This window comes from Natronomonas gomsonensis (genome assembly GCF_024300825.1).
Taxonomy (GTDB): domain Archaea; phylum Halobacteriota; class Halobacteria; order Halobacteriales; family Haloarculaceae; genus Natronomonas; species Natronomonas gomsonensis.
Window position 1 is genome coordinate 2257153 of sequence record NZ_CP101323.1, and the last position, 23502, is coordinate 2280654.

Annotated in this window: 26 protein-coding genes; 9 read left to right on the forward strand and 17 right to left on the reverse strand. The window is 65.8% G+C overall.

Features of this window, described 5'->3' with window-relative positions; genetic code table 11:
- Positions 1-33 precede the first annotated feature (33 nt).
- The 3 genes from NMP98_RS12040 to NMP98_RS12050 are packed head-to-tail and all read left to right on the forward strand — an operon-like array spanning position 34 to position 2506.
- Positions 34-696 carry a hypothetical protein gene (locus NMP98_RS12040; protein WP_254857934.1) on the forward strand — a complete coding sequence of 221 codons (663 nt, stop codon included), beginning with the start codon at positions 34-36 and terminating at the stop codon, positions 694-696.
- A gap of 45 nt (positions 697-741) precedes the next feature.
- Entirely contained in the window at positions 742-1896 is a 1155-nt protein-coding gene (locus NMP98_RS12045) for a geranylgeranyl reductase family protein (protein WP_254857936.1), read from the forward strand.
- 25 nt (positions 1897-1921) lie between these two features.
- The gene (locus NMP98_RS12050; protein ID WP_254857938.1) at positions 1922-2506 is read left to right on the forward strand and encodes a DUF6663 family protein; all 585 of its coding nucleotides are present in this window, start codon (positions 1922-1924) and stop codon (positions 2504-2506) included.
- On the opposite strand, the gene NMP98_RS12055 is transcribed toward NMP98_RS12050, so the two are convergent.
- Positions 2503-3198, reverse strand: a complete 696-nt coding sequence (locus NMP98_RS12055) for a DUF1028 domain-containing protein (protein WP_254857941.1) — start codon at positions 3196-3198, stop codon at positions 2503-2505. The genes NMP98_RS12050 and NMP98_RS12055 overlap by 4 nt on opposite strands.
- Positions 3199-3458: 260 nt before the next feature.
- Between NMP98_RS12055 and NMP98_RS12060 the strand changes: the two genes are divergently transcribed.
- Entirely contained in the window at positions 3459-3812 is a 354-nt protein-coding gene (locus NMP98_RS12060) for a cell division protein SepF (RefSeq protein ID WP_254857942.1), read from the forward strand.
- Here NMP98_RS12060 and NMP98_RS12065 read toward each other — a convergent pair whose 3' ends face one another.
- Positions 3813-5750: a S15 peptidase family protein gene (locus NMP98_RS12065; protein ID WP_254857943.1), complete on the reverse strand. Its 1938-nt coding sequence runs from the start codon at positions 5748-5750 to the stop codon at positions 3813-3815.
- A 131-nt stretch (positions 5751-5881) separates the two neighbouring features.
- On the opposite strand from NMP98_RS12065, the gene NMP98_RS12070 reads away from it, so the two are divergent.
- Together NMP98_RS12070 and NMP98_RS12075 are read left to right on the forward strand one after the other, a co-directional pair.
- Positions 5882-6832, forward strand: a complete 951-nt coding sequence (locus NMP98_RS12070; RefSeq protein WP_254857944.1) for an ABC transporter ATP-binding protein — start codon at positions 5882-5884, stop codon at positions 6830-6832.
- On the forward strand, positions 6829-7599 hold the full coding sequence (locus NMP98_RS12075; RefSeq protein WP_254857945.1) for an ABC transporter permease: 771 nt from the start codon (positions 6829-6831) through the stop codon (positions 7597-7599). Before NMP98_RS12070 ends, NMP98_RS12075 begins: the two co-directional genes overlap by 4 nt.
- Here NMP98_RS12075 and NMP98_RS12080 read toward each other — a convergent pair.
- The 11 genes from NMP98_RS12080 to NMP98_RS12130 all read right to left on the reverse strand — a co-directional run bounded on the left by NMP98_RS12080 (position 7596) and on the right by NMP98_RS12130 (position 17945).
- Positions 7596-7979, reverse strand: a complete 384-nt coding sequence (locus NMP98_RS12080; RefSeq protein WP_254857946.1) for a helix-turn-helix domain-containing protein — start codon at positions 7977-7979, stop codon at positions 7596-7598. The two genes, NMP98_RS12075 and NMP98_RS12080, sit on opposite strands and share 4 nt — an antisense overlap.
- 72 nt (positions 7980-8051) lie before the next feature.
- The gene (argF, locus tag NMP98_RS12085; RefSeq protein WP_254857947.1) at positions 8052-8945 is read right to left on the reverse strand and encodes an ornithine carbamoyltransferase; all 894 of its coding nucleotides are present in this window, start codon (positions 8943-8945) and stop codon (positions 8052-8054) included.
- Positions 8942-9991, reverse strand: a complete 1050-nt coding sequence (locus tag NMP98_RS12090; RefSeq protein ID WP_254857948.1) for a [LysW]-lysine hydrolase — start codon at positions 9989-9991, stop codon at positions 8942-8944. The genes argF and NMP98_RS12090 overlap by 4 nt, the downstream gene beginning before the upstream one ends.
- Positions 9988-11115, reverse strand: coding sequence for an aspartate aminotransferase family protein (locus NMP98_RS12095; protein WP_254857949.1), 1128 nt, complete (start codon positions 11113-11115; stop codon positions 9988-9990). Before NMP98_RS12095 ends, NMP98_RS12090 begins: the two co-directional genes overlap by 4 nt.
- A gap of 15 nt (positions 11116-11130) precedes the next feature.
- On the reverse strand, positions 11131-11952 hold the full coding sequence (locus tag NMP98_RS12100; protein WP_254857950.1) for an acetylglutamate/acetylaminoadipate kinase: 822 nt from the start codon (positions 11950-11952) through the stop codon (positions 11131-11133).
- Positions 11949-12986, reverse strand: coding sequence for an N-acetyl-gamma-glutamyl-phosphate reductase (argC, locus tag NMP98_RS12105; protein ID WP_254857951.1), 1038 nt, complete (start codon positions 12984-12986; stop codon positions 11949-11951). The genes NMP98_RS12100 and argC overlap by 4 nt, the downstream gene beginning before the upstream one ends.
- Complete coding sequence (gene lysX / locus NMP98_RS12110) at positions 12983-13846, reverse strand: lysine biosynthesis protein LysX (RefSeq protein WP_254857952.1); 864 nt, start codon at positions 13844-13846, stop codon at positions 12983-12985. The genes argC and lysX overlap by 4 nt, the downstream gene beginning before the upstream one ends.
- Before the next feature lie 51 nt (positions 13847-13897).
- Complete coding sequence (gene lysW / locus NMP98_RS12115; RefSeq protein ID WP_156709028.1) at positions 13898-14062, reverse strand: lysine biosynthesis protein LysW; 165 nt, start codon at positions 14060-14062, stop codon at positions 13898-13900.
- A gap of 193 nt (positions 14063-14255) precedes the next feature.
- Entirely contained in the window at positions 14256-15710 is a 1455-nt protein-coding gene (gene argH, locus NMP98_RS12120; protein WP_254857953.1) for an argininosuccinate lyase, read from the reverse strand.
- Between the two features lie 4 nt (positions 15711-15714).
- Positions 15715-16917: an argininosuccinate synthase gene (locus NMP98_RS12125; protein ID WP_254857954.1), complete on the reverse strand. Its 1203-nt coding sequence runs from the start codon at positions 16915-16917 to the stop codon at positions 15715-15717.
- 269 nt (positions 16918-17186) lie between these two features.
- Positions 17187-17945, reverse strand: a complete 759-nt coding sequence (locus NMP98_RS12130; protein ID WP_254857955.1) for a DUF7345 domain-containing protein — start codon at positions 17943-17945, stop codon at positions 17187-17189.
- 95 nt (positions 17946-18040) lie between these two features.
- On the opposite strand from NMP98_RS12130, the gene NMP98_RS12135 reads away from it, so the two are divergent.
- Positions 18041-18226 carry a DUF7554 family protein gene (locus NMP98_RS12135; protein ID WP_156709032.1) on the forward strand — a complete coding sequence of 62 codons (186 nt, stop codon included), beginning with the start codon at positions 18041-18043 and terminating at the stop codon, positions 18224-18226.
- Between the two features lie 51 nt (positions 18227-18277).
- Positions 18278-18760 (forward strand): 2'-5' RNA ligase family protein, encoded by a 483-nt coding sequence (locus tag NMP98_RS12140; RefSeq protein ID WP_254857956.1) that lies wholly within the window; start codon positions 18278-18280, stop codon positions 18758-18760.
- A 1-nt stretch (position 18761) separates the two neighbouring features.
- On the opposite strand, the gene NMP98_RS12145 is transcribed toward NMP98_RS12140, so the two are convergent.
- The 3 genes from NMP98_RS12145 to NMP98_RS12155 all read right to left on the reverse strand — a co-directional run bounded on the left by NMP98_RS12145 (position 18762) and on the right by NMP98_RS12155 (position 22327).
- Complete coding sequence (locus NMP98_RS12145) at positions 18762-19475, reverse strand: HNH endonuclease (protein ID WP_254857957.1); 714 nt, start codon at positions 19473-19475, stop codon at positions 18762-18764.
- A complete protein-coding gene (locus NMP98_RS12150) occupies positions 19472-21574 on the reverse strand; it encodes an ATP-dependent DNA helicase (protein WP_254861322.1) in 2103 nt (700 codons plus the stop codon). Before NMP98_RS12150 ends, NMP98_RS12145 begins: the two co-directional genes overlap by 4 nt.
- 591 nt (positions 21575-22165) lie before the next feature.
- Positions 22166-22327 (reverse strand): preprotein translocase subunit Sec61beta, encoded by a 162-nt coding sequence (locus NMP98_RS12155; RefSeq protein ID WP_156709034.1) that lies wholly within the window; start codon positions 22325-22327, stop codon positions 22166-22168.
- Between the two features lie 106 nt (positions 22328-22433).
- Between NMP98_RS12155 and NMP98_RS12160 the strand changes: the two genes are divergently transcribed.
- Positions 22434-22700 carry a thioredoxin family protein gene (locus tag NMP98_RS12160; protein ID WP_156709035.1) on the forward strand — a complete coding sequence of 89 codons (267 nt, stop codon included), beginning with the start codon at positions 22434-22436 and terminating at the stop codon, positions 22698-22700.
- 21 nt (positions 22701-22721) lie between these two features.
- Here the strand turns inward: NMP98_RS12160 and NMP98_RS12165 are convergent, their stop codons facing one another.
- Positions 22722-23390, reverse strand: coding sequence for an alpha/beta hydrolase (locus NMP98_RS12165; protein WP_254857958.1), 669 nt, complete (start codon positions 23388-23390; stop codon positions 22722-22724).
- Positions 23391-23502: the final 112 nt, after the last annotated feature.

The window sequence follows — 23502 nt, forward strand, 5'->3', positions numbered from 1 at the left end:
AAAGCTTATTCCCTTGCGTTCTGAACGGCCCGCATGGCACTCGTAGACATCGGCCTGTTGCTCGTCGGTCTCGTGTTGGTGTTCTTCGGCGCGGCGCTTTCGGTGTACGCCGTCTCGTTGCTCGGCTTCCTCATCGGGGCCGGCGGCGGCTACGTCCTCGCCCCCACCGTCCTCGGCGCCTTCGGCGCGCAGGGACTCGTCGGCTTCGCGGTGGCGGTCATCGTCGGCGGCCTCCTCGGTGCGGCGCTGTCCTACGTCGCGTTGTCGTTCGCGACGGCCATCCCGTCGTTCGTCGTCGGCGCCTACATCGGTCTGTACGTTATCACGCCGGTGTTCACCGAGGGCGGCCTGATTCGGTATCTCGTCGCCGTCGTCGCCGGCATCGCCGGCGCCGTCCTCGGGTTCACGCTGACGAAGTTCGCGCTCGTGTTCATCACCTCCTTCGTCGGCGCGGCGCTGGCCTCCGGCGCGGTGACCGTGGCGAACCTGACTGCGGCACGCGATGCGTTCTCGCCGGAGCCGATTCTCTTCGACCCGCTGGCGACGACGCCCCTCGTCGGCTTCGAGGTGCCGCTGTTCGGCGTTCTGTTCGTCCTCGGCATCCTCTCGCAGGTGGGACTGTTCCAACTCGGGTGGGTCGCCAAGATAGCGACGGTCCTCCCGGGCGTCGGGAGCGTCGTCGGCGACGACGAGTAGCACCGTCCCGGAGGGTATTTCCTCGCGGAACCCCCTCTCGAAGACATGTACGATTTCGTCGTCGTCGGTGCCGGCCCCGCAGGGTCGCGGTTCGCCCGCTCGGCCGCCGAGTCCGGCCACGACGTGTTGGTGCTCGAGTCCGGCGAAATCGGGCGACCGCTGGCCTGTTCGGGCCACGTGAGTCTCGACATCTGGGACTTTCTCCCCGGCGAGGACGACCGACGGGAGTCCTCGGAATCGCGAGCGGTAAACGACGAGCGAAGCGAAGCGAGCGCCGCGAGCGCCCACGATGACCTCTTCCAGAACGACATCTACGGGGCGCGGTTTCATCTCGGCGGCGCCGACAGCGAGGCCCACACCTTCTACAAGGACGAACCGGTGTCGAACGCCATCGACCGAGTCGGGCTGGACAAGACGCTCGCCGAATGCGCCGAGCAGGCAGGCGCCGAAGTCCGGGACGGCTACACCGTCACCGATGTCGAGGAGCAACCGGGGCGTGTCGAAGTGACCGCGAAAGGACCGGACGGCGTCGAATCCTTCGAGTGTCGCATCGTCGCCGGCGCCGACGGCCCTCGCTCGCGAGTCCGTCAGGAGGTCGGCCTGCCGGAACCCGAGGAACTGCTCCACGGCGTGTTGGGCTTCGATTTCGAACCCGACGACGCGGACTACGTCGACGTCCACCTCACCGTCCCGCGGTTCTTCGCGTGGCGGATTCCCCGCGGCGAGGCCGGCGTCGAGTACGGACTGGCCGTCTCGCCGGGCGACGACGCCCCCGGACGCTTCGAGGAACTGCTTGAGGACTACGGCGTCGAGTTGGACGAACGCTGTTCGGGCGCCATCCCAATCGGACCGCCCGAGCGGACGGTCGGCAAGCGGAGTTTCCTGGTCGGCGACGCCGCCGCCCAGACGAAACCGTTCACTGGCGGCGGCATCATCTACGGAATGCGCGCCGCCGACATCGCCGCCCGCGAAATCGACCCCGAACAGCCCGCGACGCTGGAGAGCTACGAGACGGCCTGGCGCGAGGAGTTGGCCGGCGACCAACGTCTCGGGAAACTGATTCGGGCGGGCTACTCGATGCCGAAGCCGGTGCAGAAAGCGGGGATGAAGGCGTTCTCCGGTGAAATCGGGGTCCACATGGACCGACCGACATCGCTGTTTTCGAAGGCACAACTCCGCGCGCTGCTTTCGTGGAACTAATCCCCGACGACGACCTACGACGGCTATGACCACGACCGACGGCACCTCCCCGCGGACCGAGGGGCCGTTCCGCCTGCTGCCGGGACGAACCGACGACGAGTGGCTGTTGCTCGACGCCGAGTCGGCGGACCCGACGTACGTTCCTCGCGAGGCGCTGCCCGACGACGCCGTCGTCGGCAACTGCATCGACGCCGACATCTCCTGGGACGGCGAAGACCCGGTCGTCGAGTCGGCGACAATCGAGACGACAACGACCGTCGAGTTCGTCCGGACGGAGGCGGTCATCTTCGAGGCCGCCCAGAACTGTTTCGAGGCGGCCCGCGCCGAGGGCGAGGCGATGAACTCGCGAGTCACCTACAACACGGACAACGAGGCAAACGGCGTCCTCTACACCTTCGCCGAGCAGGCCGGCAGTCGCGACCTCTTCGAGGAGTTCCGTGACGGCCTGAAGCCGCTGGAGCCGCTTATCGCCCGCGCGGCCCAACCGGAGGAAGTCGACCCGCCGTTTTCGGTGTTCGTCATCGACCCCGAGGAGCCGTTCGTCGTCGTCTACATCGTCCTCGACCCCGACGGGTTGCTGGACGAGACGGTCCGAGATACGTACCTCTAGAGGTCGTCGTCCTCGTAGGCTTCCTCGTAGCGCTCCATCGCGTCTTCGTGGCCCCGGACGGCCGTCTCGTAGGTCGCTTTCAGGTCCTCGATTGGCGTCTCCGTCGCGTCGACCCGGAGGTTCTCGTAGGCCGGTTCGATGGCCCGTTCTTCGGTGGTTTCGACGAGCAGCGCGGCGCTCTGGACCGGCAGGTCCTCGCGTTTGTCGCCGCCTTCCTCGTGGCCCGCTTCCAGCGCGTCAATGAGTCGCTTGGCAAGCGGTTCCCCTCGGTCACTGTTTTCGTAGGTGTCGGCGACGGCATCGATGACTGCCTCGCCAGTCAGGAGGTTTCCGGCGACGGTGTACTCGTTTCCATCGTGATGTCCGAACCACGGCTTGCACTCCTCGCCGGAGAAGACGAACGACCCCTCTCGGTCGACGCCGTGGAGTTGGCGGTTCTCGGCGCCGTCGTCGGCGTTGAGAAGCGACTGCAGGGCATCCTCGACGGCCAGTCCGTCGTCGATGTACTCGATTCCCTTCTCACCCAACTCGACGTTGACGAGGCTCTGGGTGGCGACGGCGCCGTTCTCGCTGGCGAAGGGACACAGCGTGCCGACGCCCGCGAGTCGGGTCGTCACCGCAACGCCGAAGCGGTGCTGTTCGGTGCCGTCGTCGCCTTCGTATTTCTCGTGGACGCAGATGCTGAAAGTCATACGTCGGCGAACGGCCGACAGCGACAAAAATGGAGACCACGAGGGCGGTGCTGCCGGGAGAGTTTCATGAGCATCCGCGAGCGCCCGGAAGGCGCGAGCGGTTCACGCCGCGCGAACGGAGTGAGCGCGGCGGCAAGGCGGGTGACCACCGGGAACCCGCCGCCGCTTTTTCATCGAAGTTTTTCCCGGCGGGCCTGCGGCCCGCCGTGGAAAAAGTTCGGAGGGTAAAACCTATGCCGCCAGCCACCACTGTCGGTCGTATGGGCATCATGAGCAAGATTCTCGGCGGGAACTCCCACAACGCCGAGGACTACGTCGAACTCGACATCGACGACTTCGACGCCGACGCGGGCGACGCGACGGTGAAAGTACATTTCGCTGAAATCAGCGACAAAAACGACATCATCGACATCAAAGACGCCGTCTACGACGGCGACATCGTCATCGCCGACATCATCCGGCACACGACGACCGACCGGACGATGGAGCACATCTCCGACGAACTGAAGCAGGTCGCCCACGAGGTGGGCGGCGACATCGTCCAGAAGGAGGACGACCAAATCGTCATCACGCCGGGCGGCGTCGGTATCTCGCGGGCGAAACTGGGCCGGTAATCAGGCGTCAGCGCCGACGAGTAGTACTGTCTTTTCAGTCCCCGAGAGCGTCCGCCACTCCTCGCCGTCGTCGCTGACTTCGACCGGGCCGAACGTGTAGACGTTCGTCTGGTCGACGCCCGACGGCGCGCGGGCGATGTAGCCGCGGTCGTCGTTTTTCACCGCTCCGTTGAACTCGATGTAGTTCTCGCTCGTCTCGGGTGGGGCAGTCCGCGTGTAGGGGTGGTCGGCCTCCGCGACGATCCAACCGTCGGGGACTCGGTCACGAACGAAGGCCGGCCCGCCCTCGACGGTCAGTTCGTGGCGGTCGTGTGACCCGCCGGTGAACACCGACCCGCCGTTGGAGCGCGTCACGCCGACCTCGCTGCCGCCGTCGTCGTCGCCACCGTCGCCGCCGTCGCTCCCTCGAATCGGGAGCGTCAGCGTCGATTCCGCGTGGTCGACGACGACACCAGTTCCCGCGCGGGCAGAGGTGAAGCCGGCGTCCGTCGAAGCCAGCGCGAGTCGGAGCGTGTCGCCCGCTTCGAGGTGCCGTTGGGTACCGACGAGTTCGAACTCGACGGTCTGCGATTCGCCGGGCGTGCCCTCGATTGCGACCGGTGCGACCTGATTGTTGAGTAGCGTCGCCTCCCCGTCGGAGACGTGATACAGTTTCCCGAAGAGGAACGCCCGCGCGCCGACGAGCGTCACCGAAAGCGACACCTCGGGCGTGCCGAGCAGTTCGATGTCGTCGCCGACCGCGAGGTCGAACTCCGCGACGGAGACGGGCGCGGCGTCGGTGTTTTCGGGGCTGAAGTGACTCGTCGACGTGGGTGCGACGCTGTTGATGACCGGACTCTGACCCTCGCCGGCGATGTCGGAAAGCGACGCCTCGAGTTCGTCGGCGTCGCTCGGCGGGAAGCCGTCGGCCTCCCGGAACTCGCCGTTCTGGATGTCCCAGTAGGTCAGCGGCGCGATACCGGAGTCGCCGCTGTCACGGAGATGTTGGTCGAACCACGACAGCGCCATCGACTCGATTTCGTTCACCTGTTCGTCGGGTTCGACCGTCTCCGTCCCGGTGTGGCCGCCGTTGAACAGCACGAACCGCGAATCGACGCCATCCTCGCGGAGCGTCTCGACGATGCGGTGGCCCTCGTTCGGCGTAAAGAGGGTGTCGGGCAACCCCTGTACGACGAGTGCGGGCGTGTCGATGCGGTCGGCTTTCGAGACCGTCGAACGAACTTTCAGGAACGATTCGCCCTCCGGCGGCAGACGGTTCTGGGCGACGGTCTTCGTGTACACCTCGTGGAGTCGCGGGGAGACGCCGCGCTGGAGGTTCTCTTGGTCGGGGTTCTGGACGCCGCGAGCGGCGGCGATGCCGGCGCCGTACAAAAGCGTCGTCCAGCCGAGTTTCGGGACGCCGTTGGGCACCAGCGAAAACGAGAGGTCGTGCCACGGGACGACGGGGACGAGCGCGTCGATGCGGTCGTCGACCGCCGCGGCGTTGAGTTGGATGCCGCCGGCGTAGGAAGCACCGAGCATCCCGATTTTCGGCTCGCCGTCGGCGGCGTTGTCGATGCGGGCGTCCTCACGGAGGAAGTCGATGAGTGCCGATACGTCGGCGACCTCCTTCGGCCCCGAGAGGCCGACTTCGGCCGTCGAATCGCCGAACCCGCGCTGGTCGAAGGCGACGAGCGCGTAGCCGTGGTCGGTCACCAGCGGGCCGTACCCCTCGACGCTGGATTTCGAACCGCCCCACCCGTGAGTCGCGAGAATGGCCGCGTCGGCGCCACCGTCGGGGACGAACAGGGTCGCGGGTATCTCGACGCCGTCGAACGATTCGACGCGGTGTTGTTCTCTGGTGTAGCCGTCTTCCGTCGCCGCAGCGGCCGTTCCGGTCCCGAGCAGCGAGGCGAGGCCGATACTTCCGGCGGCCGTCACGAACTCCCGTCTATCCATACGCGTTCGTTGCGAGTTCGTCGGATAGGTTCGTCGCCGACAATGCAGGGTGGTTTAAATTCCGCGCCGGTCGGTGACACGCCGCGTCCGGCTTCAGCACCCTTAACCGGCCGAAGCGGTCCCTTCCCCATATGGAACCCGCGATACGCACCGACGACCTCAGGAAGTCCTACGGGGACGTCGTGGCCCTCGATGGACTGACCTTCGAGGTCGATGAAGGGGAGTTCTTCGGCTTGCTCGGGCCGAACGGCGCCGGCAAGACGACGTTCATCAACGTCCTCGTCGGCCTCGTTCGGAAGGACGGCGGCACCGCCGAGGTGTTCGGTTTCGACGTCGAAACCGAGTATCAGGAGGCACGGGACCGCATCGGCCTCGCCCCACAGGAGTTCAACGTCGACCGGTTCTTCCCCATTCACGAGGTGTTGGAGCACAAGGCCGGCTACCACGGCGTGCCGAGCGACGAGGCCGAACGCCGTGCCGCGGAGGCGTTGAAAACGGTCGGTATTTACGACAAGCGCGACACGCGCTTCGATTGGCTCTCCGGCGGCATGAAGCGCCGCTTCCTGTTGGCGCGGGCGCTCGTGACGAACCCGGACCTACTCATTCTGGACGAACCAACGGCGGGCGTCGACGTGCAGTTGCGGCGTGACCTCTGGGGCGTCATCGAACGACTCAACGCCGAGGGGACGACGATTCTGTTGACGACCCACTACATCGAGGAGGCCGAACGACTGTGTGACCGCGTCGCAATAGTCGATTCGGGACGCGTCGTCGAGGTGGCGACGCCCGACGACCTCCGGTCCCGCGGCACCGACCAACTGTATCTCACCTTCGAGAAGTCGCCCGACGCCGTTCCCGATATCGACCTCGACGGAATCGTCGAGGCGCGAATCGACGGCGACTCGCTCGTCGTCACCGCACAGGGCGGCAGTCGCCTCGCGCCCTCGCTGCTCCGGGAGTTGGAGTACGAGGGCTACGAGGTGACGAACCTCGACATCCGGCGAGCCTCCCTAGAGGAGGTGTTCGTCGACATGACCAGAACCGACGAGGAGGCCGAACAACTGGGGGCGATTCACCAGTGAGTTCGACGTTCGGCGTCGGCTTCCGGGCGCTGTTGAAGCGGGAAATCCTCCGGTTCGTCCGCCGGCCCAAGAACACGTTCCTCCCGCCGGCGATTACGAACGTGCTGTACTTCGCCGTCTTCGGCGTCGTGTTGGGCCAGCGCATCGAGGACATCGCCGGCTTCGACTACATCGTGTTCATTCTGCCCGGACTGGTCGTGTTGGGGGCTATCTCCAACGCCTTCGAGAACTCCTCGTTCTCCATCTTCCACGGCAGATGGAACGATTACATCCACGAGACGCTCACCTCGCCGCTGTCGTATTCGTCGATGGTGTTGGCGTACATCCTCGCCGCCGCGCTTCGGGGGCTTGTCGTCGGCGCCATCATCGTCGCTATCGGGCTGTTGTTCACGCCCGTACCGCTCGAAGAGCCGCTGTTCCTAGTGGCGTTCATGCTCGTCATCCCGACGCTGTTCGCCGCCTTGGGCGTCGTCGGCGGCCTGCTGGCCGAGGACTTCGACCACCTGACGGTGATGAACCAGTTCATCCTCCGGCCGCTGGTGTTCTTCGGGGCGGTGTTTTACTCGCTGGACATCCTCCCGCCGCTGTACCGGACGCTGTCCCTTCTCAATCCGATGGTGTATATGGTCAACGGCGTTCGTTACGGCTTTCTCGGCTTCCAAGAGGTCGACCCGATACTGTCCCTCGGCGTGTTGAGCGGACTGACCGCGGGCGTCGTCGCCCTCGACGTGTACCTGTTCAAACGCGGCTACGGCCTCATCGACTAGCCGCCATTGGGGAAGTCGTCGATTCGGTCGTGGACGTAGGCGGCCCACTCGTCGAGCGTCCGATGCATCAACTCACGGGCCTCGTCGGGCGGCGTCGCCCGGTACTGGTAGACGTGGCCGCCCGAATCGAGCAGTCGGCGGCGGCGGTCGGCGAGGTCCTTCTCCATGAGCGTCGATAGCCCGCGATTGACGTTGCTGCGGTCGCGGTCGACGGCATCGGCCAGTTCGGCGACTGTGCTGTCGGGGGCGTCGAGCAGTTCGAGATACAGTCTCGCCTCGTGGTCCTGTACGCCGAAGACACACCGGAGCACCTCCTGAAAGCCCGGTTCGGAATCGAGCATCAAATCGCGGAACCGCGAAGGGTCCGGGTCGGGGTCCATGCCCACGGATGGGGAACGCTGGGCGATAAAGCCACCCGATACTGGACGGTAACCCGATTTCCGATCGCCCAGTCAGTCCAAGAGGTACGTCAACAGCCCCTTCTGGGCGTGCAGTCGGTTCTCGGCTTGGTCCCAGACGATGGCCCGGTCGCTCTCCATGACGGCGTCGGTAATCTCCTCGCCGCGGTGGGCGGGCAGACAGTGCATCACTTCCTGGTCGTCGAGTAACGCCTCGTTGACCTGAAAGCCCGCCCGCGAGAACGCTTCGAGTTTCTCGGCGCGTTCGGACTCCTCGCCCATGCTCACCCACACGTCGGTGTAGACGATGTCGGAACCGTCGACGGCCGCTTGTGGGTCCGCGACGATTTCGGGGGCGCTGCCGAGTTCCTCGGCGCGTTCCAACACGGCGTCGTCGACACCGTATCCCTCCGGCGTCGCGACGACCAAATCGAGGCCGACGATGGCCGCGCCCAACACGAACGACTGACAGACGTTGTTGCCGTCGCCGACCCACGCGACTCGGGCGTCGAAACCGTCGAAGCGCTCCCGAATCGTCAGCAAGTCGGCGAGCGTCTGACAGGGGTGGGCGTCGTCCGTGAGGCCGTTGACGACGGGTACCTCGGCGTACTCGCCCAACTCGACCACGTCGGCGTGGTCGAAGACCCGGGCCATGATGACATCGACGTACCGCGACAGCGCACGTGCGGTGTCCTTGACAGGTTCGCCGTGGCCCAGGTGGATGTCGTCGGGACCGAGGAAGATGGCGTGGCCGCCGAGTTGTGTCGCACCCGTCTCGAAGGACACCCGAGTTCGGGTCGAGGGCTTCTCGAATATCATGCCGAGCGTTTGGCCGTCCATGCCGTCTGCGGTCTTTCCGCGGGCGGTCCGCTCTTTGAGGTCGGTCGCCCGCGTCAACACGTCGTCTATCTCCTCGCGCGTGAGGTCGTCGATGTTCAGGAAGTTCATTGCAGGTCCTCCGCGACGGCCTCCAGTATCGCCGTCGCACGGTCGAGTTCGCGTAACTCGAGATGTTCGTCGGGCGCGTGGTCGAGGTCCGAATCGCCGGGACCGTACGTCGCCATCGGGCAGTCCCACGCCCCGGCGAAGATGTTCATGTCGGCGGTGCCGGTCTTCCGGAGCAGGCGGGGGTCGCCGCCGGCATCGCGGATGGCGACGCGGAAGGCCCGACCCACTTCGGTCCGGGGACTCTGCATCGTCGGTTCGACCGCGTCCTTCCAGTTGACGGTGCCGGCGCCCGACAGTTCGGCGTCGGCCAACTCCCGGACCTCGTCGGTCGAGTACGACGGCGGGACGCGCAGTTGGGCGTCCAGCGTCGTCTCGACGGCCAGTCCGTCCTGGCTGGTGCCGCCTTCGATTTCCACCGGCTTGGGCGTCACGCGCTCGAAGACGGGGTCGTACTCGTCATCGCCGCCGAAGATGTCCTCGACGGCCGACCACCACGCGATGGCGTCCTGAATCGCGTTGTTCTCCGGGCGGGAGGTGTGGCCCGATTCGGAGGTGGCGACGTAGGTGCCCTGCAGGATGCCGCGATACCCCAGCGTGATGCCGTCCCAACCGGAGGGTTCGCCGTTGACGACCGCCTCGGGCGCCTCGCGCTCGGCGATGAGATGGCGGGCGCCGCGGGAGTCGACTTCCTCGCCGACGACGCCGACGAAGGAGACGCCGGTCCGCACCGCCGCAACCGCGAGCGCGACGAGCGGCCCCTTCGCGTCGACGGAGCCGCGACCCCACAACTCGGGGCCGTTCTCGCCGTCCTCGACACGGACGGGAATGTCGCCCGGTACCGTGTCGATGTGGGACGTATAGAGGACGCTGTCGTCGGCCGGCGCGCGAACGTTGCCGACCTCGTCGATGAACACGTCTCGGCCGTGGTCTTCGAAGAACGCCGCGAGCGCCTCGGCACACTCCGCTTCCTCGGGCGTCGGCGAGGGGATGGAGACGAGCGTCTCCAAGAGGTCGCGTGCCTCCTCGTCGGGAGTGGCGTCGCTCATGCGATGATGTCCTCCAGCGCCTCGACCACCCTGTCGGCGTGTTCGCGTTCGATGGTCAGCGGCGGCAGGAGACGGACGACGCTGCGGCCGGCCGGCAACGCGAGGATGCTGTGGTCCAGCGCGAGGTCGCGCAGGATGGGGTTGGCCCCCCGTTTCACCTCGACGCCGACCATCAGGCCGTTGCCGCGGACCTCCCGAACCTCCTCACCGATTGCGGCGTCGAGTTCGTCGGTGAGGTACGAACCGATTTCGGCGGCGTGAGCGGGGATGTCCTCGCCTTCGATGACGTCGAGGGTGGCACCCGCCGCCGCCGACACCACCGGGCCGCCGGAGAACGTCGATCCGTGGTTGCCGCAGTCCTCGGCAATCCAGTCGCGGACGAGCGTCGCGCCGATGGGGAGACCGCTGCCGAGGCCTTTCGCCGTCGTCACCACGTCGGGGACGACGCCGTGGTCGTCGGCGGCCCACAGCGACCCGGTCCGGCCGAGACCGGTCTGAATCTCGTCGAGAATCATCGCCGCGCCGGCCGCCTCGGTTTCCGCTCGAATCGTCTCCAAGTACGTCGTCGAGGCGGGGTTGATTCCGCCTTCGCCCTGCAGCGGTTCGACGATGACCGCCGCGGTTTCCTCGTCGATGGCCTCGGCCATTGCCTCGCCGTCCCCGTAGGGGACGAACTCGAAGTCGCCGGCCAGCGGGCCGAAGCCGTCTTTGTACTCGTCTTTCCACGTCGCGGCGAGCGAGCCCATCGTCCGGCCGTGAAAGCCCTGCATCGTCGCGATGATTTTCGAGCGACCGGTGGCGTGTCGGGAAAACTTCAGTGCGGCCTCGTTGGCCTCGGTCCCCGAGTTACAGAGCCACACGTTGTCGATGTCGCCCGGCGCGATCTCCGCGAGCCGTTCGTATAGCGCCGTTCGCGGGGCGTTGGGATAGGAAGCCTGTACGTACATCAGCCGCTCTATCTGGTCGGTCGCGGCCTCGACGACGTCCGGGTGGCAGTGGCCGACCGGCGTACAGGCGTAACTCGCGCCGAAGTCCAGGTACTCGGTTCCGTTCGTGTCGTAGAGGTGGACCCCCTCGCCACGGTCGATTTCGATGGGTTTCTCGGAGAAGACGAATCCGCTCATAGTTCTAATCAGGTGTCATTCCAGCGCGCTCGGATAGACGTGCGTGCCGCCCCCCGAAAGCGCCGACTGGATGGGGTTGTCGGCGTTGGCGCTGGCGACGACGACTTCGCTCGCGCCGCCCTCCAACGCCTCCGTCGCCGCCATGACCTTCCGGCCCATGAACCCCTCGGCGGCGGCTTTCAGTTCCTCGTACTCGTCGGGCGTCTCGACGGACTCGATGAGCGTCGAGGCGTCCTCGGGATCGCGGTACACGCCCTCCACGTCGGTCAGCGAGACGAGCGTCCCGCCGAGGTCAGCGGCGACCGCAGCAGAGGCGCGGTCGGCGTCGGTGTTGACCGCGACGCCGTCGTCGGCTAACATCGGCGGCGAAGCCACCGGCGTGTAGCCGTCCGACAGAAGCGTCTCCAAGAGGTCACCGTTGACTTCCTCGATTTTCCCGGAGTGGTCGCCGCGACGAATCTTCTTCTTGCCGTCCTCGACGACTCGGACGGCTGACTTCCGGGGACCGTACAACAGTTTGCCGTCGACTCCGGAGAGGCCGACCGCGTCGACGCCGTGGTTCTGCAGGCCGGTGACGAGGTCGGTGTTGACGAGACCAGACATCGCCATCTTGAACACGTCCATCGTCTCCTCGTCGGTGAAGCGGCCGACGACGCCCGACGGGGTTTCGACGTACTCGGGGTCGATGCCCATCTTTTCGAGGGCGTCGTCGACGGCCGTCGACCCGCCGTGGACGACCGCCACGTCAGTGCCGTCTTCGCGGACGGCGGCGATGTCGGCGAGTGCACCCTCCGGTTCGACGGCACGGGCGCCCCCGATTTTGACGACGACGGTCATGGCGCTCCCACGGGGTGGAACCCGGTGAACTCCAGTCCGGCCGTCTCATCGAGTCCGAGGGCGATGTTGGCCGCGTGGACCGCCTGTCCCGCGGAGCCTTTCATCATGTTGTCGATGGCCGAGAAGACGACGAGGCGTTTGTTCCGGGGGTCGACCTCGAAGCCGACCTCCGCGAAGTTCGAGCCCGCAACCGCCTTGGGTTCGGGGTATCGGTACACTCCGGAGCCGCCGGCGACCAGCCGGACGAACGGTTCGTCCTCGTAACTACCTCGGTAGGCTTGCCAAAGGTCGCCTTTCGAGACCGGCCCGTTGGGGTAGACGTGACAGGTCGCGGAGGCACCGCGAGTCATGTCGACCGCGTGGGCGGTAAAGGAGACCTGTGTGCCGAGGTACTCCTCGATTTCGGCCTCGTGTCGGTGGCCCGTCGGAGCGTAGGGCCGAACGACGCCGGAGCGTTCGGCATGCGAGGATGCCTCCCCGCCGCCGGCACCACCTTCCGAGGAGCCGACCTTCACGTCGACGACGACCTGCTCGTCACCCGAAAGGATGTCCGCGTCGAAAAGCGGCTTGAGGCCGAGAATTGCGGCCGTCGCGTTACAGCCACCGGAGGCGATGAGGTCCGCGCCGGCGAGGTTCTCGCGGTTGAGTTCCGGCAGCGCGTATTCGGACTCCGAAAGCAACTCTGGGCGGTCGTGGCCGTCGTACCACTCGTCGTACTGTTCCTCGCGGTTCAGTCGGAAGTCCGCACTCAAGTCGACGACGGTGTCGGCGGCCTCACGAAAGGCGTCGATGTGGTCCATCGTGACGCCGTGGGGCGTACACGCGAAGAGCACGTCGACAGAGTCGAGGTCCTCAGGGCTGGAAAACCGGAGACTCATCCCCCGGAGGTTCGGGTGGACCGAACCGACGGTCTTGTTCTCGTAACTCCGAGAGGTGGCTTGAGCCACCTCGAATTCGGGGTGGCCGTCGAGGAGTCGAAGGAGTTCGCCGCCGGTGAAGCCACTGGCCCCAACGACCGAGGCGGTGTAGCTCATGCGGTCACCTCGACGCCCTGTACCTTCGCCTCCAGCCAGTCGACGACCGTTCCGGGCACGTCCACGTCGCTGACCTCGTTGAGCGCCTTGAACTCGACGGTGTGGTTGACCTCGTGGACGGTGTAGGAGTCACCGGTCTCCATGAGGTCGACGCCAAGCAAGCCGCCGCCGACGGCATCCGAGGCGCGTTCGACGAGGTCCGCCATCTCCTCGGTGACCTCGATGGGTTCGGTCTCGGCACCGCGGGCGGCGTTGGTGAGCCAGTGGTCCGAGGAGCGAGCCATCGCCGCGACGGGTTCGCCGTCGGTGGCGACGACGCGGATGTCACGGCCCGGCTTCTCGACGAACTCCTGGATGTAGAACACCTTGTGCTCGTAGTGGCCGAGTGTCTCTTTGTGTTCGAGGATGGCCTCGGCGGCGTCGCGGGAGTCGATTTTCGCCATCAGCCGACCCCACGATCCGACGACGGGTTTCAGCACGCAGGGATAGCCGAAGTGCTCGATTGACTCCATTGCGGACTCCTTGGTGAACGCCACCTCGGTGGCGGGCGTCGGCACGTCCGCGTTCGCGAGGACGAGGCTGTTCCGTGCTTTGTCGGCGCAGATAGCCGCCGTCTCCGGTTCGTTGACGACCGGAATCCCGTAGGAATCGACGAATCGGGTGATGTAGCGCGACCGGCTGGTCGCGAGACAGCGGTCGACCACGATGTCGACATCGTCGAAGACCTCCGGAACGTCGTGGACGCTGAAACGCTCCTTTCGGACGTCGATTTTCGTCACGTCGTGGCCACGGTCGCGAAGCTCGCTGAGCAGGAGCTTCTCGTCGCGACGGATACGCGAGTAGAGGATACCTACGTTCATTTGTGGGTTCCCTCGGTGTTCGCGCGGCTGGCTACGCCGACGTACATCGCCTTACTCCCCCCAGTCCTCTTCCAGTTCGGGTGCCGTCTCCAGCTCGACGGGGTCGTCACCGACCACTTCGAGTTCGGCACCGCAGGTCGCACAGTCGACGATTTCTCCGACTTCGAGGTCGTCGTGCAGGTCCAGTTCGGCCCCGCACTCGGGACATTCTGCCATTGTGCCCGATACTCGTCGCTATATTCACTTAAAGGCTTCGAACTTGTCAGTATAGTATAACAACGCATACCGGCCGCTATGCGGGAAAATGAGGCGTTTGAAGCGTTCGAGTGACGTTGCGTGTCAGTTTTGTGGTAGTATGTCCCCGGCCGGGGACGGCGGGGGTCGACGCGGAGGGACGGACCGCCGTCGTTCAGACACGGCGGTTCACCTCCTCGCGGCGCCATTCGGCTGCCTCGGCCACCGCTTCCCGGCGGGCCTCCAGCGCCTCGTCGTCGACCTCGACGGCCGTCACCGCCCGGTCAAGCGCGCCGGATACCGCTTCGGGTGCCGGGCCGCCGAAGGAGTCACGAGAGACGACGCTTTCCTCGGGGTCGAGTGCGGCCTCGACCGCATCACGGTCGGCGCGCGCCTCAAGCGGTTCGCCGAGCACTTCCTGTGCGGCAGCATCGAGTGCCTCGTAATCGGACCCGGATTCGGCGGCGAGCGCCACCATCTCGTGGGCGGTCCGGAACGGTACGCCGGCCATCGCCAGCAGGTCGGCGACGCCGGTGGCCGTCGAAAATCCCTCCCCGGCGGCCGTCGCCAGCGTCTCTGCGGGCCACTCGGCGGTCGCAACCGCGCCGGCGGCCACCTCGGTTGCCTCCCTAACGGCGTCGACGGCATCGAAGGCGTGGTTGTGCGCCCGCTGGAGGTCTCGGTTGTACGCACGCGGCAACCCCTTCAGTATCGTCAGCAGGGCGTTCAGCCCCGCCGAGGCGTCGCCGGACGCTCCCCGAACCAACTCCATCGTATCCGGGTTCTTCTTTTGGGGCATAATCGAGGACGTCGAGGAGTAGTCGTCCGAGAGCTCGACGAACCCCTTGTTGGAGAACACGACGAGGTCCTCGGCGAGGCCGGACAGCGTCGTCGACAGCGCCGCGACGGCCGCCGTCGTCTCCACGAGGAAGTCCCGCGCGGAAGCGGCGTCCATCGAGTTTTCGAGGACCGACTCGAAGCCGAGCAACTCGGCGACCCGCTCGCGGTCGATATCGAAGGGCGTCCCCGCGAAGGCAGCCGCCCCAAGCGGCGAGCGGTCGATGCGGTCGTAGGCGTCGAGCAGTCGCTCGGTGTCGCGGGCCAGCGCCGATTCGTAGGACAGCAGGTAGTGACCGACCGTCGTCGGTTGGGCCGGTTGGAGATGCGTAAAGCCGGGCATCACCGTCTCGGTGTGTTCGGTGGCGAGTTCGGTCAACACCTCGCGGGTCTCGATGACCGTCTTGACGGTCGCCAGCACGTCCTCGCGCAGGCGATAGCGGATGCAGGTCGCCACTTCGTCGTTTCGCGAGCGGGCGGTGTGCATCCGGCCGCCGCGCTCGCCGACGTGCTCGATGACGGCCGTCTCGATTGCGGCGTGGACGTCCTCGCCGTCGGGGAGGGCGTCGTGGCCCGCCGCCTCCACGTCGTCGAGCGCTTCGAGGATGGCCGCGGCGTCGTCGCCGTCGATGATACCCTGTTCGTCGAGCATCACGACGTGGGCGCGGTCGACGGCGAGGTCCGCCTCGAAGATGCGTTCGTCGGCCGCGAGACTCGAGAGGAACCCGCGGGCGGGGCCGCCGCTGAAACGCTCGCGGCGAACGACATCGTCGCTACCTTCCTCTTCGCTCATGTGGCTATTCCTCTTTTTGACTGTCGATGACGCGGTTTGCCAGACGCTCCTGGAAGCCGTGGTACTTCGCGACGCCGGTGGCGTCGTCCTGTTCGATGCCGCCGATGACGTCCTCGGTGTTGAACGAGGCCGCTTCCGCGGAGTAGACGGCGAACTGCGAGGACCGGCCGACCGGACGGGCCTGACCGCCTTCGAGGCGAATCGTCACGCTGCCGGTGACGCGGGTCTGGGTCTCCTCGATGAAGCCCTCCAGTGCACCGACCAGCGGCGCGTTCACGAGGCCCTGATACCCCTTCTCGGACCACTCGTGGTCGATTTGCTTCTTGAAGGAGCGTTCTTCCTTCGTGAGGACGAGGTCCTCCAGCGCCTGGTGGGCGTTGAGCAGCACCGTCGCCGCAGGGTGTTCGTAGTTCTCGCGGACCTTCAGGCCGAGCATGCGGTCCTCCATGATGTCGGAGCGGCCGACGCCGTAGTCGCCTGCGAGGTCGTTGAGCGTCTGGGTGAGTTCGACCGGTTCCATCGCCTCGCCGTCGAGGCTGACGGGATAGCCGTTCTCGAAGCCGATTTCGAGTTCGCGCGTCTCGCCCGTGGGCGCGGTCGTCCACTCGTAGATGTCCTCCGGCGGGACGTAGCTCGGCTCTTCGAGTTCCGACCCCTCGATGGAGCGACTCCAGAGGTTCGTGTCGATGCTGTATTTGCCCTCGTCGCCGCCCTCGACGGGCAGGTCGCGTTCGGCGGCGTACTCCTGTTCGAACTCCCGTGTCAGGCCGAGTTCACGGACCGGCGCGATGACCTCCATGTCGGAGTCACGCCAGACGGCCTCGAAGCGGAGTTGGTCGTTGCCCTTCCCGGTACAGCCGTGTGCGAGGCCGGTACAGCCCTGCTCTTCGGCGACTTCGAGAATCGCCGTCGCGATGACCGGACGGGCGAGTGCGGTGCCGAGCGGGTAGCCTTGGTAGGAGGCGTTGGCGCGGACGGCGTCGAAACAGAGGTCGGCGAACTCGTCTTTCGCGTCGACGACGTAGTGTTCGAGGTTCAGCGCTTCGGCGGTCTCTTCGGCCTCGGCGAACTCGGCTTCGGGTTGGCCGACGTCGACGGTGACGCCGATGACCTCGTCGTAGCCGTATTCTTCCTTGAGCAGCGGGACACAGACTGTCGTGTCGAGCCCACCGGAGAAGGCGAGCGCGACGCGTTCGTTGTCGGACATTGGTGTGGTGTTTTGGATGACGGACCGTCAACCGGACGGTTTTCGTTGAAAGCGAGGCGAGCGCGACTGGAGTGAGTACTATTCGGGCCTAACGGCCCGGTCGCGGTCGCCGAAGAATGGAGTACCCACCGGTGAGCACGGACGCGCTGAAGCGGTGGGTCTGCGTCATGTATCTCGTTCTATTCTCAGAGCGGTATTAAACGCTTGTGGAACGGCCGTTCCATGGCAGGCAATAGCGTGGCGTACGCCACCGAGACCGTCAGTCAGGGTCATCCCCGGCGTCGTCGAATCGCCAAGAGCGCGACGGCGAGGGGGACGAGCGCGACGAGGAGTGCCCGGGCGGCGGTTCCGAACCCGGATGGCTGTTCGCTTGGGCCGGCCGCAGTCGTCTCTACCATTGCGTCGGTGGGCGTCTCCGTACTCGGGTTCGTGAACTCCGCGTAGAACCGCGAGAAGTTCGAGGTGCCGGGGTTCCACAGCGCGCTGTTGCGCTGGACGCGAAGCGGGCTGGGGGCTAACTGTCCGCGAACGTACCCTTCGGGACCGTGCATCGCGACCCGGCGACGGTCCTGGTCGAAGGGGTCGTAACTGCTTCGGAACGGTTCGGCGACGATGACCCGGTTGGACTCGGCGTAGGAGAAGTTCTCCCACGTCGCGTGGACTTCGAGTCGTCCGTACCCCTCGCCATCCATCTCGTAGGTCTCGACGCTGACGTTGTGAACCCGCATGTCACGGCCCGAGGCCGCACTGCCGTTTTCGGCCATCGACCGGAACTGCGCCGCAATCTCGTCTCGCCACTGCTGTCTCGCGGTTTCGTTCTCCGCGAACCCCTCGTACAGTTGCCGCTCCTCGTCGTCGTCGAGGTCGTAGGAGGAGACGTGATGTACCGACGCATCACCGTCGGCGTGCAGTTCGATGCCGATGAGGTTCCGGTCGGGTTCCTCGTGGGCGGCCGCGCCGACGCCGGCGCCGACCGCGACGGCGAGACAGCAGAACACAGCCACGGCGACCGCGAGCGTTCCTCGCATCGACCGTTGGTCTGTGACCCGGTGGCAAATCGGTTTCGCCTCGTGGTCGAAAAACGGCCACAGCGCTTTTGCACGCACCACGCGCAGTCGAACGTATGCTCCCCGACAGAGCCGGCATGGACGTAGAGGACCTGTTGAAGATTATTCTCGTGCTCATCATCGTCTGGATTGCCGTCGACATCGTCCTCGACGTCCTGCAGTTCGCCTTCGGCGGCCTCAGCTCCGTCGTCGGGGTTCTCATCGTCGTGCTCATCGTCGCGTACTTCCTCGACTACATCTGACGGCGCGACCGTTCCACAGCGCCTATACCGTTTTCCCGCCGAGTACCGCCAGTGTACAGCCTGAACGTTCCCGTCCCCGGCGAGGTGTCGAAACTCGCCCGCGGCCTCGCGTCGGAGTGTCTCACCGCGACACCGCGGGACCGTCACACGCTTGTGGCGAAGCGGCTCGGCGACAGCGACCCCGCGTCGCTCGGCCGCGACGTTCGGCAGGCGTTGACCGGTCTCGACCCGTTCACCGTCGAAATCTCGGGAGTCAGCGTGTTTCGAAATCCACCGACCGGCCGCGGGCCGGTCGCTTACCTCCGCGTGGAATCGCCCCAACTGGAACGCCTTCACGCCGTTTTGTGTGACCGTTTTTCCCCCATCGACGGCATCGAGGGCGACGACTACATCCCCCACGTCACGGTCGCCCGCGGCGGCGATGCCGACCGCGTCGCCGGCAGCGACGTGAGCGCCGAGTGGACCGTCGATTCGCTCGTCGTCTGGGCCGCCGACTACGGCGAGCCGGTCGAACGCGTCTCGCTGCCCGCCTGACTCAGAAGAAATAGAACGACGCGAACACGCCGAGGACGATGAACAGGACCGTCAGTCCGATTGGGTTGAACAGATAGCGCAGCGGCGTGTCGTAGACGAACCGCTCGAAGGCCGTCTCCGGCGGCCGCAGCGCCCGAACCGGACGGGAGGCGAGCAGCGCCGGCCGCACCGGCGCATCGCTGGACCGCCTTTTCAATGACTCGGCGTCAAGTTCGCCGGCCACCTCGAAGTTCTCGGGGTCGTAGCCCGCCGCCAACAGCGCTCCAGCGCACGGTTTACACAGGACGTAGTTGCTGCCGTCCTCTTGGTACGCCGCGAGGTTCATCGCCGAGTCGGCGAGGTGTTGACACCGCTGACAGACGTGCTGGCGGTCGCTCCGCATCGTCGCCACCGAGTCGGGCGCCTCGGGGACGGGAAACATCGGCGCATCCTTCCGTACCTCACGGTAGGCCGGGTCGTCGGAGTGCAGCGTCGCGTGACAGGGCCGACACAGCGTCACGGCGTTGTCGAGGTCGTCCAGCGACGGCGAGCCGTGTGCTGCGACGTGGGCCTCCAGTCGTCGCTCCGGTTGGCCGCGGTCGGCCTGCCGATAGCCACACCGCTGGCAGGTGTAGTCGTCTCGCTCCAGTGTCTCCTCACGGAGGAGGTCCCAGCGGGGCCCCTCGCCGTCCCGCGTTCGGCGCTTCTCGGCGCGTGGTTCCCAGTCGACGCTCATGGCGTCGGCGGGTCACCTCCCCACGAGTCCATGTCGGTGTAGAAGTTCAGCATGGCGAATTTCAGTTTCTCCGGTGCGATGTCGATGTGTTCGCTGCGCTCCTCCGCCGGGAACGACGAGTAGACGCTGTAATCGCCCAACTCGGCGTGGTTCGACCCCATGTATCGCTCGTCGATGAGTACCCGAGCGCCGAAATCCTCCGGCGACCGGATGACCCGGCCGAGCGCCTGCCGGGTCTTCCGAACCGTCGGGATTTCGACGGCGTAGCGCCACCCGGCATCGTCGTCTCCGTCCTCCCCGAAGGCGCCAGCGTAGGCGCGCTGGACGGCCTCCATCCGGTCGTCGAGGTGTGGATACGGGACACCGACGACGACGACGGACCGGGCGTCGTCGTCGTCGAAGCTGACGCCCTCGGCGAGGGTCCCCCACAGGGAAGTGAACAACACGGCGTCGTCGTCGGCGACGAACTCCTGTCGCAGTTCTTCGGCCCGTTTCCCGGGTTCGTCGAGATACGGCGTCGAATCGCCCGAAAACCGGTGGTAGTAGCGTTCGGCCTCGGCGTAACTCGGGAAGAAAGCCAGCGTGTTACCGGGCGTAAACCGGACGGCGTCCTCGATGGTCTCCCCGACCGTCTCCTGAACCGCTGGGTCGTCGCGTTTGCTCGCGAACAGCGCCGGCGTCTCGACGGCGTAGGTGCGGCGGCGCTCCTCCGGGAACTGCTCGCCGTAGGCCATCGTCAGCGGTTCCTCGAGGCCGAGTACGTCCTCGGTCACGTCGAAGGGCCGCAGCGTCGCACTCATCAGGATGGTCGAATGCAGTTCCTCGAACAGCGGTTCGGTCACCTGCCGCGGCAGACAGGTGTACAGTTCCGCCCGGCCGACGACGCCCGTCTCCGTCCGGCGAACGCCCAACACGGGATACTGGCCGGGGGCGACGCTCGACTCCATCCACTCCTCGATGAACGCCGCGGCGGTCAGGGTCGGACACTCCTTTCTGGTCGTCGTCTCACCGTCCTTGTAGGCCTGCTCGTAGCGTCGGTCCAACTCCTCGCCCAGCGCCAGCGCCTCCTCGAGGTCGGTGTCGAACCCCTGTCCGGTGTAGGCCTGCAGGAACGCCACCGACAGTTCGTCGCGGCCCTCCTCGCGGTCGATAGAGACGTCGTCCCACTCCTCGTCGACGGCCTCGCGTTCCCCGAAGCCGAAGGAGTCCTCGTAGGTGTCGACCAGCGCCGTCCGGAACGCGCCGACGACGTTGGCCGCCGATTCGGCGCGGGCGTCGTCGCACTCGTCGAGTTCGTCCAGTGCGCCATCGAGCGTTCGCTCGGCGAGCGTCCGCGTGGCGTGGTCACGCGCCGCATCGGCGACGTTGTGGGCCTCGTCGAAGACGACGATGATGTCCTCGGGGTCCCGACCCAACCACCGGAAGAACTGCTCGCGAATCATCGAATCGAGCAAGTGGTGGTAGTTGCAGACGACCAAATCGACGCCCTCCATCCCGTCTTTCAGGAGTTCGTACCCACAGAGGTTCGCCTCGTGGGCGTACTCGTAGATGTCGTCGGGCGTGCGAACGTCCTCGTAGAGCCACGAATAGAACTCGTCGGTGTCGCCGGTGAGGTTGTTGTAGTAACGGTCACAGATGTTCCGTTCCTCTTGGAGGGCTTCGATGCTCGTCTCCAGGTCGTCGAGTTCCTCCATCACGGCACCGCGGGCCTCTGCGGCCTCGCCGTTGCCGTCCTTGCTCGCATCGAGCAGTTCGCTCTCACGCTGTTCTAGCTCCGCGATATCCTGCTGTTTGTCGACCAACTCCCGGGTCGTATCCCGCAGGGCCTGACACTCCTCGTAGCCCACGTCGATGTGGCACATCGACGCCTTCCCGCGGAAGACGACCGAGCGAATCGGCTCCTGGGCGTTGATGGCGCGGGCCTCCTCGATGAACTGCCGGGTCTGTTGGTGGACGTTCGTCGTGATGACGACCGTCTTCCCCGCGGCGCGGCCGTATTCGAGGGCGGGCACGAGCGAGGCGAGCGTCTTGCCCGTCCCGCAGGCGCCCTCGAACAGCACGTCGCGCTGTTCGACGAGCGCCTCGCGTATGCGACCCATCGCGTCATCCTGATGGTCGTACGGCTCGTCGTAGGGGAAGAACCGCTCGTAGCCGGCCGACTCTGACACACCAACTACTCAGGCTTGTTCGAATAGAAACTTTTTGCACGGCGAGCCAGAGGCTCGCCGGCAAAAACTTTCATAAAAAGACACTTCGACTCTCCCTTCGGTCGAGTCTCGGTCCCGCGCTCGCTCCGCTCGCGCGGTGTGGTTCGAAAGACGCCACAGGCCTTTCGTTATGCGAAAAGAGCGCTTCGCGCTCTTTTCAGCAAACCGCTCCCGCCTCAAACGCTCGCGGACACTCAACCACTATTTTATCAAATTAACCCACGCAAAATTCTCCTACAGCAACCTACGCAAGAATTTGTGGCAGCATCCGCCGAGCGGGGCGTTCTTCGAACGCCCCCGAGGCGGTTCTCCCGCGCGACCGAAGGGAGCGCGGGTAGTGACGAGTGACCATAGGGAACGAGTCGCTATGTTTCACGGCGCCAAAGGCGCCGTTCAACAGTCCGAGGCGGCTTCGCCGCCTCGCTATTTTTCCCCAAGTTTTTGCCGCGAGGCGCGCAGCGCCGAGCGTGCAAAAAGTGGTAGTTAGGCGAGTGCGTTCAACATCAACACGAGGACGCCCAACAGGACGCCGAAGGCGACGACCGTTCGGGGGTCCATCGTGGGCGTACTGGAATCCTCGCTATCGAAGTACCGGACGAGTCCGGCACTGGACATCAGCCCGCCGGAGTTCTGGCCGCTGCTCATACCCGTCAGTTCGGGGCGGCGACCCTAAGCGTTTCGGCCCAGCGTCGCCCCACTGAGGGCCGGTTGGGAAACCCTTATGCGCGCGGCTGAAATACGTCCGATAGTCATGCCCGTCACCCTCAAGGACTTCTACGCGGACTGGTGCGGCCCGTGCAAAACACAGGACCCGATTCTCGACGAACTCGAAGAGGACTACCCTGACGTGGCCTTCGAGAAGGTCAACGTCGACGAAGAGCAGGACGTGGCAAACGAGTACCAAGTGCGCTCGCTGCCGACGCTCATCGTCGAGAACGACGACGGCATCGTCGAGCGGTTCGTCGGCGTCACCCAGCGTGACGACATCGAGAGCGCCCTCGGCAAAGCCGGCGCCTGAATTTTTCGCCGTTTTTCCGTTTTAGTACCGCTCTTCCAGCCACTCGACCACGTCGCTGATTTCCTGTGGCGTCGTCCCGTGGCCGACGCCGTACTGTTCGAAGCGTACGTCGGCACCGCCCTCCGCGAGCAGTTCGGCGGCGTGCTCGGCGCGCTCGGGCGGAATCACTTGGTCCATCGCGCCACAGCCGACGAACACCGGCTTGCCGTCGGCGCTGTCGACCTCCTCGGCGTGGGAGTCGGCGAGATAGCCGTTCAGCGCGACGACCCACCGATAGGATTCGGGCCGTTCGAGCAGCGCCGAGATGCTGGTGATGGCGCCCTGACTGAAGCCGAGTAAGCCGACCCGGTCGGGGTCGATGTCGTAGGTGTCGACGGCCGACTCGACGAACTCGTGGACTACGTCGAGACTGCGACGGAACCCCTCGGGATCGGGTTGACTCGAGTGGAGACCACCGCCGGAGAGGTCGAGGTCGTACCAGGTGAAACTGTTCGGCCCGCCCATCTCCTGTGGCGCGCGAACGCTGAGGACGTGCAGTTCCTCGGGCAGTTGTGCGGCAATGGGAAGCAGGTCGCGTTCGTTCGTCCCGCGGCCGTGAATCAACACGACAGCGGGGGCGTTCTCCGTGACGGTTCCCGGGCGGCTGACGTGGACCAACGGCAGGTCCTCGGTCGAGTCGTCGGTGGCCATACCCGGGGTACGTCACTGTCGGTCAAAAGCGACCGGTAACGGTCGTTCCACGACACCACGAACCGTGAGAGGCACTACCACAGAGTTTATTGCTGATGTGGTCGTATCCGAA

Excerpts from the sequence above, each read along its gene's own strand:
- NMP98_RS12040 (WP_254857934.1), top strand. The coding sequence starts at position 34 with ATGGCACTCGTAGACATCGGCCTGTTGCTCGTCGGTCTCGTGTTGGTG.
- argH (WP_254857953.1), bottom strand. The coding sequence starts at position 15,710 with ATGAGCGAAGAGGAAGGTAGCGACGATGTCGTTCGCCGCGAGCGTTTC.
- NMP98_RS12150 (WP_254861322.1), bottom strand. The coding sequence starts at position 21,574 with ATGGGTCGCATACGCGAGGCGCTCGTCGAACAGCGCGACGTGCTGTTC.
- NMP98_RS12055 (WP_254857941.1), bottom strand. The coding sequence starts at position 3,198 with ATGACTTTCAGCATCTGCGTCCACGAGAAATACGAAGGCGACGACGGC.
- NMP98_RS12145 (WP_254857957.1), bottom strand. The coding sequence starts at position 19,475 with ATGAGCGTCGACTGGGAACCACGCGCCGAGAAGCGCCGAACGCGGGAC.
- NMP98_RS12060 (WP_254857942.1), top strand. The coding sequence starts at position 3,459 with ATGGGCATCATGAGCAAGATTCTCGGCGGGAACTCCCACAACGCCGAG.
- argF (WP_254857947.1), bottom strand. The coding sequence starts at position 8,945 with ATGAACTTCCTGAACATCGACGACCTCACGCGCGAGGAGATAGACGAC.
- NMP98_RS12165 (WP_254857958.1), bottom strand. The coding sequence starts at position 23,390 with ATGGCCACCGACGACTCGACCGAGGACCTGCCGTTGGTCCACGTCAGC.
- lysX (WP_254857952.1), bottom strand. The coding sequence starts at position 13,846 with ATGAACGTAGGTATCCTCTACTCGCGTATCCGTCGCGACGAGAAGCTC.
- NMP98_RS12045 (WP_254857936.1), top strand. The coding sequence starts at position 742 with ATGTACGATTTCGTCGTCGTCGGTGCCGGCCCCGCAGGGTCGCGGTTC.
- NMP98_RS12155 (WP_156709034.1), bottom strand. The coding sequence starts at position 22,327 with ATGAGCAGCGGCCAGAACTCCGGCGGGCTGATGTCCAGTGCCGGACTC.
- NMP98_RS12065 (WP_254857943.1), bottom strand. The coding sequence starts at position 5,750 with ATGGATAGACGGGAGTTCGTGACGGCCGCCGGAAGTATCGGCCTCGCC.
- NMP98_RS12095 (WP_254857949.1), bottom strand. The coding sequence starts at position 11,115 with ATGAGCGGATTCGTCTTCTCCGAGAAACCCATCGAAATCGACCGTGGC.
- NMP98_RS12080 (WP_254857946.1), bottom strand. The coding sequence starts at position 7,979 with ATGGACCCCGACCCGGACCCTTCGCGGTTCCGCGATTTGATGCTCGAT.
- NMP98_RS12090 (WP_254857948.1), bottom strand. The coding sequence starts at position 9,991 with ATGAGCGACGCCACTCCCGACGAGGAGGCACGCGACCTCTTGGAGACG.
- NMP98_RS12130 (WP_254857955.1), bottom strand. The coding sequence starts at position 17,945 with ATGCGAGGAACGCTCGCGGTCGCCGTGGCTGTGTTCTGCTGTCTCGCC.
- NMP98_RS12160 (WP_156709035.1), top strand. The coding sequence starts at position 22,434 with ATGCCCGTCACCCTCAAGGACTTCTACGCGGACTGGTGCGGCCCGTGC.
- NMP98_RS12050 (WP_254857938.1), top strand. The coding sequence starts at position 1,922 with ATGACCACGACCGACGGCACCTCCCCGCGGACCGAGGGGCCGTTCCGC.
- NMP98_RS12135 (WP_156709032.1), top strand. The coding sequence starts at position 18,041 with ATGCTCCCCGACAGAGCCGGCATGGACGTAGAGGACCTGTTGAAGATT.
- NMP98_RS12070 (WP_254857944.1), top strand. The coding sequence starts at position 5,882 with ATGGAACCCGCGATACGCACCGACGACCTCAGGAAGTCCTACGGGGAC.
- NMP98_RS12125 (WP_254857954.1), bottom strand. The coding sequence starts at position 16,917 with ATGTCCGACAACGAACGCGTCGCGCTCGCCTTCTCCGGTGGGCTCGAC.
- NMP98_RS12100 (WP_254857950.1), bottom strand. The coding sequence starts at position 11,952 with ATGACCGTCGTCGTCAAAATCGGGGGCGCCCGTGCCGTCGAACCGGAG.
- lysW (WP_156709028.1), bottom strand. The coding sequence starts at position 14,062 with ATGGCAGAATGTCCCGAGTGCGGGGCCGAACTGGACCTGCACGACGAC.
- argC (WP_254857951.1), bottom strand. The coding sequence starts at position 12,986 with ATGAGCTACACCGCCTCGGTCGTTGGGGCCAGTGGCTTCACCGGCGGC.